The organism is Chlorobaculum thiosulfatiphilum, from assembly GCF_006265165.1.
Classification (GTDB): Bacteria; Bacteroidota; Chlorobiia; order Chlorobiales; family Chlorobiaceae; genus Chlorobaculum; species Chlorobaculum thiosulfatiphilum.
In genome coordinates, this window is record NZ_VDCH01000026.1 from 1 (window position 1) to 14404 (window position 14404).

Consider the following 14404-nt stretch of genomic DNA (forward strand, 5'->3'; position numbering starts at 1 on the left):
CTGCGGCAAACTCAACATGGCTATCGAATCATGACGGAACAGCAGAAGCCCTTACCCACGATATTCTGCGAAGAACCCAAAAAAAAGAAAATAACCCGAGCAGCAAATGAAAAAAAAGCTTGGACTATTCCTCCCGGAAGTCAGTAGCGATTACAACAAAGTGTCCGCATCGATATGGATTCGCGCTCTACAGATGGTTAAACACTACCAAAAGTTAGGATTTGATGTTCGTATCAACAACCCCTTCAGACTTTACGATATAGCAATAGTGTATCGACTGGCAACAAAAAAGAACTTGCTTCTTTGCAAAGCACTGCGAAAAACAGCCAAAAAAGTGTACTTCGATTCCGTCGTAAACTATTTTGTTGAACATAGTGGCTGCAATACAGAACAGGTGTATTATCAAAAAAAAATTGCCGAGGTATGCGACGGACTCATATGCAGCACTGAAAATATTGCCTCCTATGCAAAGCGCTTCAACAGCAATATCCACATCATGGATGATCCCATCGACACCGAATACTTTCATCTTCAAAAATCGAACATCAATTATCACAACCCCATATTTGGCTGGTCTGGCGTCTCAAGCAAAGCGTTCTTTCTCAACAAGTACGCCAACATAATTGACAACAAAGTCGTTTTGATTTGTGACGACAAGATTCACAATCAGAAAATTGATTTTAACTTCACATACATACCATGGAGATACGAGACATTTTCAAAGCATCTCCTGGATTGCGATATCGCCTTCTTGCCAAGGACCTATATAGACGATCCCTATAATCTTGGACACAGCTCTTTCAAGGCATTGGTTTTTGCAATAACGGGCATCCCCATTATTGCCAACAAATTACCGTCATATGAAAAGCTTGCGTCATTATATGAATCCATAGTTTTTCTGGAAGAAAACGCTGACAATATAGATTCTTGTATTAACAAACTGATCGCGAAACCAGCTCCCGACACAACAAAGATTCGATCTTTTTATTCATGCGAAAATCAGGCGTTACGCCTGCGAAGCTTCTTCTTCAATGAAAAAACCGTCTAAGCAAATGGCATAAAAATGTCTTTTTAACATTGGGATAATTGCTAATTTAGTAATGGTTGCTTGCAATGAACTTGTTTTTATAAAGCACAAAAAGTACGATAAGTCATTATTTTTCTCGCCAGAAAAATTATTTTGACTATAAAAGTTCACTAACAAAATCATAAAACGAATAAAGCTTCAATACGAAGCGAATACGCAAAACACGGCGATACAAACGCTTTTCTATGCCCCTACCCCTCTTCTTCACTCACGATACATCGCTCAGAGCCTGGGAGCGGAACGGTATGCTCAAACGCGAGCTGGCGCTGTATCGGAAGTATATCGAAAAGGGCGTGCGGGTGTCATTCATCACCGACGGCCGCCAAGACAAAAAGCTTTACCCGGAAAAACCGCAAGACATCGAAATCCTCTGCAACGAGTTCAGGCTGCCCTCCCGGTATGAAGAACACCCTATACCTCTAATCGAAGTGAAGGCGGCAGGTGCTGCGATCAGCCGCGGGTCCGAAACCCCCAAACGCAATGACTTTGCGGCACAAATCCCTCTCCTGAAACGATTTATGAACCTTGGCGAATGAATAGCAGAATTGTGGTCTATACGGCGCTTTTCGGTGAGTACGACGACCTGAAAAACCCTCCGGAACCAATCGACGGATGCGATTTCGTCTGCTTCACCAATAACCGCAAGCTCAGATCCGGAGCATTCGACATACGTTACTTCAACATCAAAGACATGGATAACACCAGGCGGAACCGCATGGTGAAACTGCTTCCCCACCGGTTCTTTCCTGATCACGAATATTCACTCTACATCGATGGCTCAGTCTCCATAAAACGGGCCGATATAAGGGACTTTGCCTTGAGGCATCTGGTTAAGCACGACTGGGCTGTCTTTTCCCACTCCAGCAGGAACTGCATCTATGAAGAACTCGAAGCCTGCATCGAAAGGCAGAAAGACGATCCGGTAACCATGAGGCGACAGATCGAGCACTACCGCCGCAACGGACATCCGGAAAAGTATGGGCTGACGGAAAACACCATACTTCTTCGCCGCCATAACCAGCCCAACATCATTCGATTTTCTGAACTCTGGTGGCAGGAGCTGCAACGACACAGCAAACGCGACCAGCTAAGCTTTGCGTATGTCGCCAGAAATGAGCAGCTCGAATACGCTCTCTTGCCCGGAACGATCCGGAATAACGACCACTTCGAGATACACACCCACAAGCACAAGAAAACACCGGTACAGAAGCTTCTTAAATCATTGAAAAAAGGCCTCCAAAACAACAAAATCTGACCTGATGACCAAGAAGCCTGTCCGGCAGGGCACTCCAAGCAGGGAAGCCGGGATCGAAAATTTCGATTCGTTTTGTCTATTTTACGCCTCTATATTTTCTCACCGTTCAACCGCATGGCAGTGAAAGTCAGCCTCGGCATACTTATAATGGCTGACTCCGGCATCTTAAGGCAAAGCTGGCATTGTTCTGACCTGAAACCCCGCACAACAAAGTGATACGCCGATGCACCTCGTCCTCTTCTTCACTCACGATACATCGCTCAGAGCCTGGGAGCGGAGCGGGATGCTCGAACGCGAGGTGGCGCTGTACCGAAAGTATGTCGAAAAAGGCGTACGGGTGTCGTTCATTACCTACGGCCGCCGTGACAAACAGCGCTACTCCGAAAAACTGCGAGGCATCGAAATCCTCTGCAACGAGTTCAGACTGCCGCTCGGCCTCTACACCCGATTGATTCCCCTCCTGCACGGCAAAGTTTTGCGGCAAAGCAGCGTCATCAAATCCAACCAGACCCCCGGCGCCCTGACGGCGCTCGCGGCGGCGCGGCGCTTCAACAAGCCCATGCTTGCCCGCTGCGGCTACATGCACTCGGAGTTCATCGCCAACCAGCACGGAGCGGACTCTCCGCAGGCGCGGCAGGCGCTCGGCGACGAGCTGAAGCTTTTCGGCGAAGCCGACGCCATCGAGGTGACGACGCCGATGATGCGCGACAGCATCGCCGAACGCATCCCCGGCAGCACGGCGAAGATCACCGTCACGCCGAACTATGTCGATACCGAGACCTTTTCGCCGCGAGCTGCGGAAAAAGAGATCGACCTGCTCTTCATCGGCAGGCTCAACCCGCAAAAAAATCTGGAGTCGCTCCTCGAAGCGCTACGCGGACTGGAACTCAAAACGCTCATCATCGGCAGCGGCCCACTGGAAAACGAGCTGAAGGAGAAAGCTCGCGCCCTCGATCTCGATATCGACTGGAAGGGAAACCTGCCCAACACCGAACTGCCGGGATACCTGAACCGGTCGAAAATATTCATCCTGCCTTCTCATTACGAAGGCCACCCGAAAACGCTGATCGAAGCGATGGCTGCGGGCGCTGCGGTCATCGGCGCGAACGCGCCCGGCATCCGCGAGGTCATCGCCCACGACAAAAACGGCTGGTTGTGCGAAACATCTCCGGATAGTATTCGGGCAGCGATAACGGCGCTCACCGGCTCAGAGCAACTCAGAACACAGCTCGGCGCGAACGCAAGAGCCTTTGCCCTCGCGCACTACTCGCTCGACATCATCGCCGAACGGGAACTGGCCCTGCTCGAAACACTGAGGTGTTGCAAAAGTTCACGCAACAAATAACACCAAAATAAGCACAAGCAAGCTTTTATCCGGTAACAAGATTAGAGAATATGAAAATAAATTATCGCCCAGATATTGATGGATTAAGAGCTGTCGCGGTACTGTCAGTTCTTTTTTTTCATACAGAAATTCCAGGCTTTAGCGGCGGATTTGTTGGTGTCGATGTTTTTTTTGTCATTTCAGGATACCTGATTACGCTTATTCTTCTCAAGGATATTGAAGAGGATAAATTCTCCATTATCAGGTTTTATGAGAAAAGGATCAGAAGAATTTATCCTGCCCTTTTTGCTGTCATCTTTTTTATACTCATTGCAGGCTTTTTCTTCATGGCTCATGATGCTTTCGACGCACTTGGAGAAAGTGTTACTGCGGCTACTCTTTTCTGGTCAAACATCCTGTTTCAAAAACAATCTGGTTATTTTGAAGCACCATCGTTTCAAAAGCCGTTGCTTCATACCTGGTCGTTGGCTATCGAAGAACAATACTACGTTATATTCCCGCTACTCTTATCACTGCTTCATAAGTTCATAAAGAAACATGTATTCAATGTACTACTAATTATCTGGGCCATATCTTTTGGCTTAAGCATCTATTACATTTATGATTACCAGCGCGCAACTTTTTACTTTCTTCAATTCCGTGCCTGGGAACTCCTGACAGGAACCCTTTTAGCCTTTCATGCACTTCCTTCTTTCAAGTCGGAACGCCTTCGCGATGCAGCCTCTTTGACAGGACTAATTCTTATTCTTGGAAGTGTATATTTCTATAGCGAAAACACCCTGTTTCCGGGCTTGAGCGCTTTTATCCCGGTGCTTGGATCAGGTTTGATTATTCATAGCGGCATCAACATTGACCAGAAAGAATATGGCATTGGCAACAGGATTTTACGTTTCAAACCGTTTGTTGCTATCGGATTAATTTCTTATTCCCTCTATCTCTGGCACTGGCCTATTCTCGCCTTCGAGAAGTACCTGATTTTCTGGCCCTATGGACTTACGGATGCCGTTATCATTATAGCGCTTTCATTGGCGTTTGCATTCTTTTCCTGGAAGTATATCGAACAACCGTTCAGGAGTGGCAAGACCATGCTACAGCAAAGAGGCCACCTTTTTGCTGTAGCTCTAACGGTAATGTTTATCAGCGCAGCCTCAGGCAGGATTGTCCATTTACAGCAGGGTATGCCATGGCGAAATCACCCTGGCGCCGTAGTCAGTATGAAAACCGATCCTGCATGGATTGACCATAAGACAAAAGACAAGTGGCTTGATGGCATGAAAAATGGTAATCAGCCGCCGGTCATAGGGTCTCCGGAGTCAAAGCCATCATTCGCATTGTGGGGAGATTCACATGCTGTGGCGCTTGCAGAGGGCCTTGAAAAAAGGGCATTAGCCTATAATGTTTCCGGTTACAATATTAGCCGAACTGGTGTACGCCCCTTATTGGGAATGGATCGCATGAGAGGAGAACACGACGAGGTCGGGCATAATGACGCCGTCATCAACTTCCTGCGCCAACATCCTGAAGTCAAGACGGTTATCATGGCCGCAGAATGGTCTGATATTCCATCAACTTCGTATCGCGATATTTACGATCAGTTCCATCAGGGTGAAAGCCAGGAAAAGCTATTGAGCATAGGCTTGTCGCGATCTGTTGATACACTTCGCTCGATGGGTAAAGACGTAATAGTGGTAATGGATGTGCCGAGGCTCAAAAAAGACCCGAACAGTCTGCTATTTATCAGTAAACGCTTGAACATCCCGATTTCCGTTATTTCATCGAACAAGGAAGACTATTTTGAATTGAACAAAATACCTTTCAAGGCAATACATGATATATCAGAGAATAGAAACATAACAGTGCTTCATCCTGAAAAAATTTTGCTTGACAGTTCTGGTAAAGCATTGCCAATGCATTCAGGAAAATTTCTCTATGTTGACGACAATCATCTGTCAGCATATGGATCTGCGTATGTATCCAGGATATTCAGCTCTATCTTATCTCATCTCGAACAGGCAAATTATCAAATCAACAAATTGTAAACTTCATGAATAATGCCCTTCTGCTTCCTATTCAACGGCTATAGAGCCAGAACCAGGCGGTCGTGGAAACAGGATCATAACCAAGCTGTACAATTTTTCACTCATCGAGAGCTGGACCGGTTGCCCGGAAAGGCTGCACTCCGGAGTTCTTCAATTCAAGAGCGAAACAAAAGCTCATCAACACAAACATGATCTCTATCGAGAAGTCAACTGGGATAACGCTTATTTCCGTTGTCTCCATGCTGTATTTGTACCGAGAAGCAGTTTAAACAGAGGCCCTGTCCAACAAACGAAACTCAACCCGTCTGAAATGCAGTCAATAAAATCTGCATTCGAACGACACTCTTATTTCAAGTTTATTTCCAGATTCCTGAGGTACAATTTTGGAACCGACTGGAAAAAAAAGAATTACCGAAAAGGGCCTCTGGTAGAAAAAGATATCACGCCATTTTTCTGAACACCAAATCCGAAGTTCGCCTGACACCCCGGCATAACCTCAACCGCGATGGCGCTGATCATGCGTAATCCAGCGTGGACGAGATGCCGGAACAGTCTCGACTCCGCTCACGTCATCACCAACCAGATTGGGCAAGCCAACCGTGGCGATCGACAGGTATCTGCAAATCCGGCCGCCGAATGCCCAAAACTGCCCGCACTCTGCGCATTGCCCGAAGCCTCGCCGGATCGAAAAGCGCAATATTTGAAAAATGATTTACATTGACCTCTGAGAATCCCGGTTCGCCACGAAACCGAACCGGCAGCAGCATTGCCCACCGGCCTGAACTCCAGCTTGCAGTAAACACGCGGACCTCATGAATATATACCTGAGACTTCTTAAATATCTCGCGCCATCGAAAAGCCGGATCGTCATCGTTTTCTTCGTCAGCATCCTGACCTCCCTGTTCAGCGTCATCTCGATTTATTCGGTGCTTCCGCTCCTGAACGCCGTTTTTTCGAGCGGCCAGCCGCAGCAAACCTCCACCAAGACTCCCGGCGTCAGGCTCCCGAACATGCCGGAGTTGCAAAGCGCGAAAACACAAGCAATGCCGGTTGATGCCGATGTCGAGTTTCCCGAAAAACTCACCGACACCAAGGCGCTCAAAACCTGGGCGACCACAAAATTCCAGCGCCTGTTCGATGCCGGAAGCCGCGAAGAGACCCTCCTCAGAATATGCCTCTTCCTGATCGCGGCGTTCTTCCTGAAAAATCTGTTCGCCTACCTGAACGGCCAGCTCATTTTCCGCATCCAGACCCGAACCGCCAAGAACCTCCGGGACGACGTTTTCAGCAGCATCGTCGAAATGCAGATCGATTACTTCAACCAGAACCGGGTCGGTACGCTGATGAATTATGTTCACAACGAGGTCAGCTCGGTGAACGCCATGATCAGCTCGACCTTCGTCAACCTGCTCCAGAACCCCTTTTCCATGCTCGTGTATGTGGTCGTGCTGCTGGTGCTGAGCTGGAAACTGACCCTGTTCGCCATTGCCACCTCGCTGCTCATCTTCGGCATCATGCGATTGATCGGCAAACGGATCAAATCGATGGCCCGACGCCTGAGGGATGTGATGGGCAATATGAATTCGGTGCTTCAGGAAAAGTTCAGCGGCATCAAGGTGATCAAATCGAGCGCATTCGAAGATGTTGAGGTCAGCCGCTTCAAGCAGTTCACCCGCGACTACCGCAAGCTCGACATCCGCATCAACCGGCTGAAAAACATCATCAGCCCGCTGAACGAAACGCTCCTGATCTCAGCGGTCGCCCTGGTGCTCTGGTACGGCGGCCTCCAGGTGTTCGCCGGCAAAATGACCTCTACCGAACTGCTGCTTTTCGCCTTCACGCTCTACTCGGTCATGGGGCCATTCAAGACCTTCAGCTCCATGAGCACCCAGATTCACATTGGCATGGCTTCGGCTGAAAAGCTGTTCGAGCTGCTTGATACCCGGCCGGATATTGTCAACGGAACCAGAAAGATCAACGGCTTCTCCCACTCCATCCGCTTCGAGGAGGTCTGCTTCCGGTACCGGAAAGAGCCGGACGCCCCGTACGTGCTCGATAAGGTGAGCTTTGAAATCCATAAAGGCGAAATGGTCGCGCTGGTCGGGCAGTCCGGCTCCGGCAAATCGACAACGGTCGATCTCCTGCTTCGCTTTTACGACGTCGAGTCGGGCCGCATCACCATCGATGGCATCGACATCAAGGAGTATGACTACAAACAGCTCCGCCAGATAATCGGCGTGGTCAGCCAGGAGGTCATTTTGTTCAACGACACCATCGAGCAGAACATCGCCTACGGCATCCGCAACGGCATCGACCATGAGCAGGTCGAACGCGCGGCCCGTCTGGCCAACGCCCACAGCTTCATCATGGACAAGCCCGAAGGGTACAAGACGCTCGTGGGTGATCGAGGCCTCCAGCTTTCGGGCGGCCAGCGCCAGCGTCTGGCGATCGCGCGGGCGATGGTCAGAAATCCCGAGCTGCTCATCTTCGACGAAGCAACCAGCGCTCTTGATAACGAATCTGAAAAGGTGGTGCAGGAGGCCATCGATCACGCCCTGGAAAACCGTACCGCGCTGATCGTCGCCCATCGGCTTTCGACCGTCAGGAACGCCGACCGGATCATTGTGATGGAACGCGGGCGCGTCATCGAATCCGGAAGTCACACAGAGTTGCTCGAAATGAACGGCACATACAAATATCTCTTCGATCTCCAGTTCACCGAAAAGCCAGGCAAAAAACCTGTTTCCAAAGCCTGAGCCGCCAGAGACGGATAAAGAGAAATTCACGTCAAGCCGACCGTTGCGGCCGTGAAACAGGAATATTGCTTTCGCTGTGACTCGTGCAAAATGAGAAGCGTTACGCAACGCAATCGCTATAAACCGGATTATTGCGCCGGCCAGCCAATCGAATAAAAGCTGAACGTTTTGACATCGCGGAAGTTCTTCTCAAGCGTCATCAGCATCCCCGGATACGCGCCTGACCAAAGCAACGGATAGCGCCTGCCATCATACATCAAACCAAGATCGTTTTTCAGCACTCGCTCATCACCCCAATAGAAGTCGAACACGCGGCTACCGCCACGGTCGAGATCGACAATTCTGATGACGCCGTTCAACGAAAGATCATCCCCGTTGTTTTCAAGCGTAATGATTTTGAGAGGCCGATCAATCCGAAATTCACATGAATATCGCTTTGTTATCCTTGCGATATTATCCTGGCGAATCGGACGCTTTTTGAAGAGCCATGGCTTGTCGAGTTGCCAGTACCATGGCAGAAGCAAGGGCGGAGTCATTCCTTCATCAGGAAAACGTACCGGATAGTCATCAGTCTGCCATGACGAAACAACAGAGTCGCCAGAGAATAGACGCAGACCATCAATTCGAGGCAGACCGGTATCGATCATTTCGAGCCTATACCGGCCAGGTTGCAGACCATCCACCGACAGCCATAATGACGCACTCTCCGGCAAAAACACATGAGCCTCGCCACGTTTGTTCTCATCTAAAAACCGATGATTCTCAGCTATGAAGAAATAATCAGAAGGCGATTGTGCGATTGTTTGTGGATCAGATTTCTCAGGAAACAGCAGTTGCGGATTTTGCCACATTCCTTCGTAAGACAAATAGATATCTCGCATCTTGGTGAATACCACGAATCTCTTTTCAGGATTCTGTTTCATAAAGCCGAGAAAGCGTTCCTTATCGAAAAAACGCACATTGCTGTACTTGACATACGTGGTATGATCAGCTTTCTGATATATGGCATTGTACAGGAAAAGCCAGGCTATGATTAACATACTCGATTCAAAAACTTTTCGCGTCCACGTTGGCCATCGTGAAGTTTCGCCATGAATTTCACCGACACCGGACATGAACAACTTTCTGATGATTACGCTCAAACCATAAGCAATTATGATCCATGTAAAGACTTCAAGAGGATAAAAAAATCGCATCGGAAATCGTGAGAGCGGCGAAGCGATAATCAATCCTGCAAAAAGGACCCCAAACAACATAACGAGAGGCAGTTTACGTTGCCGTACCAGCGCGAAAAGACCATAACCGACAAGTGGCGTGTACAAGCCGTAGAAATATTTGTTAAAATCATTCATCTTGACCGTCTTGTAAATCGACTGAATAGCAACTATTGATTGTTCCTTCCAATCTTTTGCATAAACCATATCTCCTTTTTGATAATTTTGAAAAGAAGTGGTGAATGACCCTGGAATCAAATGCTGTCGATAGAGAAACTCAGCCAAGAGAACAACAATCGATATGGCCAGTGCAAACAAGATCCCGGCTATAAGGGGTTTTATATTTTTCTTAGTGATGCTTTCGTTCAAGATATATGACAATAGCAATAAAACGGCGAGATATATTCCTGTCGAATGGGTGAGAAGCAACAAAACGATCAACGGCAACCCGTATGCGACCGGCCGTTTTGAATAAAACAGAGCTGTAGCTCCAGACAAAAAGAGAGCAATAGCATAGAAACTTGGGGTCACCCAGGAAAATCCATGATAACTCCCCTTCCCTTCGTAAAAAGCAAAGAGCACGAATGCTGTCACGACAAACCAGGGAGAAGAATCGATACGACTGAACAGGAAGTAAAGAGCAATGCCCATCAGAGCGAGACCGATATAAAAATTCCAGTAGAACATAGTCTCGGCAGAAACGCCCAGCAGCAATGATAGCCAGCCAAAGACAAGAGGATGAGTGATTTTATTGAAATTGTATATGGGCGGGGATGTCAGTTCAATGCCTCCTTTACTGATGAACGGAAACTCCCTGAAATACTCTATGTTTGACATGTACCATCCTGCATCATCAAGACCTACCGGCCCTGGATGCGCATACCATAAATACCAGATTCCATAACACTGAACCGTCAGAAAAATAATAATACCTATAAGATAATACCATCGATTACTCAAATTCATACAATTATTTATATTTTTCTTAACAAGGCTTTTTTAGAAAAATCTTCATTTAACCATCCTTTAAATACGCTCATCATAATAATCTTCAAGTCAAGCAATACCGTCCAGTTGCTAATATAATAAAGATCGTACTCTACCCTCTTTTTCAGACATGTATCCCCTCTTAAACCATTGATTTGCGCCCATCCAGTAATCCCGGATTTCACCATATGCCTCTGCATATAACGTGGAACCTCCCGACTTATCTTTTCAATAAACAAATCACGTTCTGGACGAGGCCCCACAATCGACATATTCCCTATCAATACGTTAATGAACTGTGGTAACTCATCAAGACTTGTAGCTCTGATAAATCGACCAAAACTTGTTGCTGTTTTTGCATTCGCATGCCCCCACTTGACATCATTATTTTCAGCACCAACCGGCATTGATCTGAATTTCAGAATTGTAAAGGGCAACTTGTTCCAACCGATACGTGTCTGTTTATAAAAAACAGGACCGGGCGACGTAAGCTTTACACCTATGGCTATCATAACCATAATCGGCCATATAATCATCAATATGACACTTGCCACAACTATATCTTCTGCTCTTTTCAATACTCTTGCCACAATCGAACTCATCGGCGTATCATAAACACTTATGACTGGCAGCCCTTTAATACTCATCCATTTTGAATGCAATAAATCAAACGCAAAAAGATCCGGGACATATTTTACAACAACCGTGCTCTGAGCTAATTGATCGAGCATCATCATGATATGCTTCTCAGCTCCCAATGGCAAACAAAGGTACAATTCATCACATTTTCCTTTCTGTGCATCAATGCAAGCCTGCTCTAAATCCCCGATAACAGCAACACCTTCGATCTTCTCGCCGATCAGCTTCGCATCATCATCATACAATCCGGCAATTCGGTAACCGAGAGAAGGGGTGCTATTAAACAGATTTATAAGAAAATGCCCAACTTTGCCAACCCCGACAATACTGACATTCTTCATACTCAAACCTTGCTTGAAAGCATATCTCAACATAGCTCTCACAACAAGTCTTTGGAGCATTACAAGAAGAGGAAGAGATACAGACCACACTCCAATTACAAATCTTGAAAAATCAGCTGATCGCTTTAAAATAAATCCAAGAATAATCAGAGTAATAACTGTAGCGCCCCAAGATCTGATAACAAGCTGGATACTTCCGAATACAGAGCGAGCGCGCCATTTATCATAGACTTCCAAGTACTGATTGTAACTAACAAAAAGCACACCTCCGATGAGACCAAGAAGTGTATAACGATCCGCCCATGGCACCCCATACCAGAGCGCCAGAAAATATAAAACAAGCAACGGAAGCGACACATCAAGCATTCGCTTTACGAAGACAAACAAAGATCGATATTGCTTAACCTGCATCATCACAATCAAAACAATTTATGTTCACAAACAAGCTACAACAACACCATTAAACCACACAATTGAACTTACAAACCTCACAATGAGAAGCATTATGATCAATATATATTGACGCGATTATCAGCATTGACTAATCTTTATTATTTCTATATGCGACCTATCGAAACGACCATTTAAACCATCAAGGATTGCTATAAACGATACCTTCAAGTATGCTTTTTTATTTTCGTAGTGACGAGCATTTAATATCCATGCAACAATCTTTGGCAATACTACCAACCAAAAAAGGCGACCAGCCATTATGCGATAAAGCTTCAATCCATTACGGTAAGTATAAAATGCCTTCCAGAGTGGGTTATAGACAGCTTTTTGCTGAACAAGCGTGACACAGTCATGCACGAATTCTATCTTTGGAACAAACAGAATATCATAACCGCTACGAGTTATTTGATTGGTATAAATCATATCATCCGCATATATGAACAATTTTTCATCAGGATACCCCCATTTATCTTTTATGAGTGATACACGAAGAAAAAGCCCAACAAATGACGATTGATCTATTTTTTTATTAACTTTTGATCGATACCAGTCGTCAGCTATATGAAACCCCATTCTGCCGCCGACCGCAGCTGTCAAAAGCGTTTTTATATTTGTAAAGGGATTAATACTCGGACGATTCATTTCTGCAACCTGACCATCTGGCAAATAAACGGCAGCAGCAATCCCGCCAATCTGCATTGAATCAGGCAACTTTTCAAAAGCACTAAATGCGCCTGTTTTTGGATAAGCATCATCATCGTAACACACAAGCCACTCAGCATCGGTATTTTCCACTATCCATTTGAAACCTGCATGGAAACCACCGGCACCGCCCTTGTTTTCCGACAAGTTGAGTACTTTCAAACGTTGATCTTTAACACTGCAAAGCCATTCTGTGGTACCGTCAGTGGAGGCATTATTTACCACAAGCACTCCCTCAGGGTTCTCTGCGAGAGTCATCTCAAGTGTTTTTTTCAATCGTTTTAGTCGATTGAATGTCACTATTACTGCATATAATCTCATTGAATATTTTTTTATCCTACTCAGTTCAATGGATCAACTATAAAAGCAGGCATTTCTTTATCCGTTTCCTGACAATTCAGAAAGCTTTCCGCTGTATTAAGCGCCTCGGCAATACTCACATGCATATCCAGATAACGATAGGTGCCCAACCGTCCAACAAATGTTACTTTCTTTTCTTTATTTGCTTTTTCTACATACCTGCTTAACAATGTTTTGTCACTAACAAGACGTATAGGATAATATGGAATATCCTTTTCACCACATTGGCGGCTGTACTCCTTGTAAATAAGCGTCTCTTCATGACTCTCCCAAGGAGCAAAATGTTTGTGTTCAGAGATTCTTGTCCACGGAACCTCCTCATTTCCATAATTAATCACTGCATTTCCCTGGTAGTCCCCTTGGTGTCGTTCTACAATAAAATCGAGTGTTCTGTATCCCAAGCGTCCCTCAGAATAATTAAACCAGGCATCAATCGGGCCACTGTAGAAAACATGATCATATTTCTCAGCTTCGTCACGCAAAAAGATTGTACTTAGTTTCACCTCTATTCTGGGATGATCGAGAATATTCTGAATTACGTGAGTAAATCCGTTACGAGGAATACCCTGATACTTGCTGGCGTAATAGTTGTCATCATAATTAAAACGGACAGGCAACCGCTTAAGAATGTTTGCAGATAGTTCTGACGGATGTAGCCCCCACTGTTTTATTGTGTAGCCTTTAAAAAACGCTTCATACAGCTCTCGACCTACAAAACGCAATGCCTGTTCCTCGAATGTTTGCGGATTTTCGATAGAGCGCTCACCAATTGACTGGATATACTCTTTGGCCTCTTTCGGAGATAATGTCTTTCCAAAAAAAGCATTTATCGTCATCAGATTTATTGGCAGCGAATAAACTCGACCGTTATAAATCGATTTCACACGATTGATATAAGGCACGAATTCATCGAATTGCTGGACATAGCTCCAGACATGCTCATCGCTTGTATGAAATATATGAGGGCCATACTTATGAACCATTACATCCGTTGTAATATCACGTTCAGTGTAGCAATTGCCGCCTATATTTTCACGGCTGTCATACACAGCCACATTATGGCCTGCATTAGCCAGCTCCCTTGCAATAACCGCACCGGAAAAACCGGAGCCAACAACAGATATATTTTTTTTCATCTTATTGATTTGGCATTTTTTTTACGCCTAATAATCTTTATCTTTTCACAATGTCATCTAAAAATATCCTTAAACGCCAACAATACTTTA

The 14404-nt window shown here is 45.9% G+C and carries 11 protein-coding genes; 7 read left to right on the forward strand and 4 right to left on the reverse strand.

The features are described from left to right. Nucleotides 1–106: 106 nt before the first annotated feature. The 7 genes from FGF66_RS10245 to FGF66_RS10275 all read left to right on the forward strand — a co-directional run bounded on the left by FGF66_RS10245 (nt 107) and on the right by FGF66_RS10275 (nt 8482). Nucleotides 107–1048 (forward strand): hypothetical protein, encoded by a 942-nt coding sequence (locus tag FGF66_RS10245; RefSeq protein WP_139457544.1) that lies wholly within the window; start codon nt 107–109, stop codon nt 1046–1048. Between the two features lie 284 nt (nt 1049–1332). Further along, entirely contained in the window at nt 1333–1623 is a 291-nt protein-coding gene (locus FGF66_RS10250; RefSeq protein ID WP_139457545.1) for a hypothetical protein, read from the forward strand. Then, nucleotides 1620–2342, forward strand: coding sequence for a glycosyltransferase domain-containing protein (locus FGF66_RS10255; protein WP_139457546.1), 723 nt, complete (start codon nt 1620–1622; stop codon nt 2340–2342). The genes FGF66_RS10250 and FGF66_RS10255 overlap by 4 nt, the downstream gene beginning before the upstream one ends. Before the next feature lie 223 nt (nt 2343–2565). After that, nucleotides 2566–3687: a glycosyltransferase family 4 protein gene (locus FGF66_RS10260; protein ID WP_139457547.1), complete on the forward strand. Its 1122-nt coding sequence runs from the start codon at nt 2566–2568 to the stop codon at nt 3685–3687. A 50-nt stretch (nt 3688–3737) separates the two neighbouring features. Then, nucleotides 3738–5726 carry an acyltransferase family protein gene (locus FGF66_RS10265; RefSeq protein ID WP_139457548.1) on the forward strand — a complete coding sequence of 663 codons (1989 nt, stop codon included), beginning with the start codon at nt 3738–3740 and terminating at the stop codon, nt 5724–5726. 505 nt (nt 5727–6231) lie between these two features. Further along, nucleotides 6232–6447, forward strand: a complete 216-nt coding sequence (locus tag FGF66_RS10270) for a hypothetical protein (RefSeq protein WP_139457549.1) — start codon at nt 6232–6234, stop codon at nt 6445–6447. Between the two features lie 91 nt (nt 6448–6538). Continuing rightward, a complete protein-coding gene (locus FGF66_RS10275; protein ID WP_139457550.1) occupies nt 6539–8482 on the forward strand; it encodes an ABC transporter ATP-binding protein in 1944 nt (647 codons plus the stop codon). A gap of 128 nt (nt 8483–8610) precedes the next feature. On the opposite strand, the gene FGF66_RS10280 is transcribed toward FGF66_RS10275, so the two are convergent. The 4 genes from FGF66_RS10280 to glf all read right to left on the reverse strand — a co-directional run bounded on the left by FGF66_RS10280 (nt 8611) and on the right by glf (nt 14314). Continuing rightward, complete coding sequence (locus FGF66_RS10280; RefSeq protein WP_139457551.1) at nt 8611–10533, reverse strand: hypothetical protein; 1923 nt, start codon at nt 10531–10533, stop codon at nt 8611–8613. Between the two features lie 137 nt (nt 10534–10670). Next, nucleotides 10671–12077 carry an undecaprenyl-phosphate glucose phosphotransferase gene (locus FGF66_RS10285; protein WP_170181325.1) on the reverse strand — a complete coding sequence of 469 codons (1407 nt, stop codon included), beginning with the start codon at nt 12075–12077 and terminating at the stop codon, nt 10671–10673. 117 nt (nt 12078–12194) lie between these two features. Then, nucleotides 12195–13139 (reverse strand): glycosyltransferase, encoded by a 945-nt coding sequence (locus FGF66_RS10290; RefSeq protein ID WP_139457553.1) that lies wholly within the window; start codon nt 13137–13139, stop codon nt 12195–12197. Nucleotides 13140–13159: 20 nt separating this feature from the next. Beyond that, nucleotides 13160–14314, reverse strand: a complete 1155-nt coding sequence (gene glf / locus FGF66_RS10295) for a UDP-galactopyranose mutase (protein WP_139457554.1) — start codon at nt 14312–14314, stop codon at nt 13160–13162. Nucleotides 14315–14404: the final 90 nt, after the last annotated feature.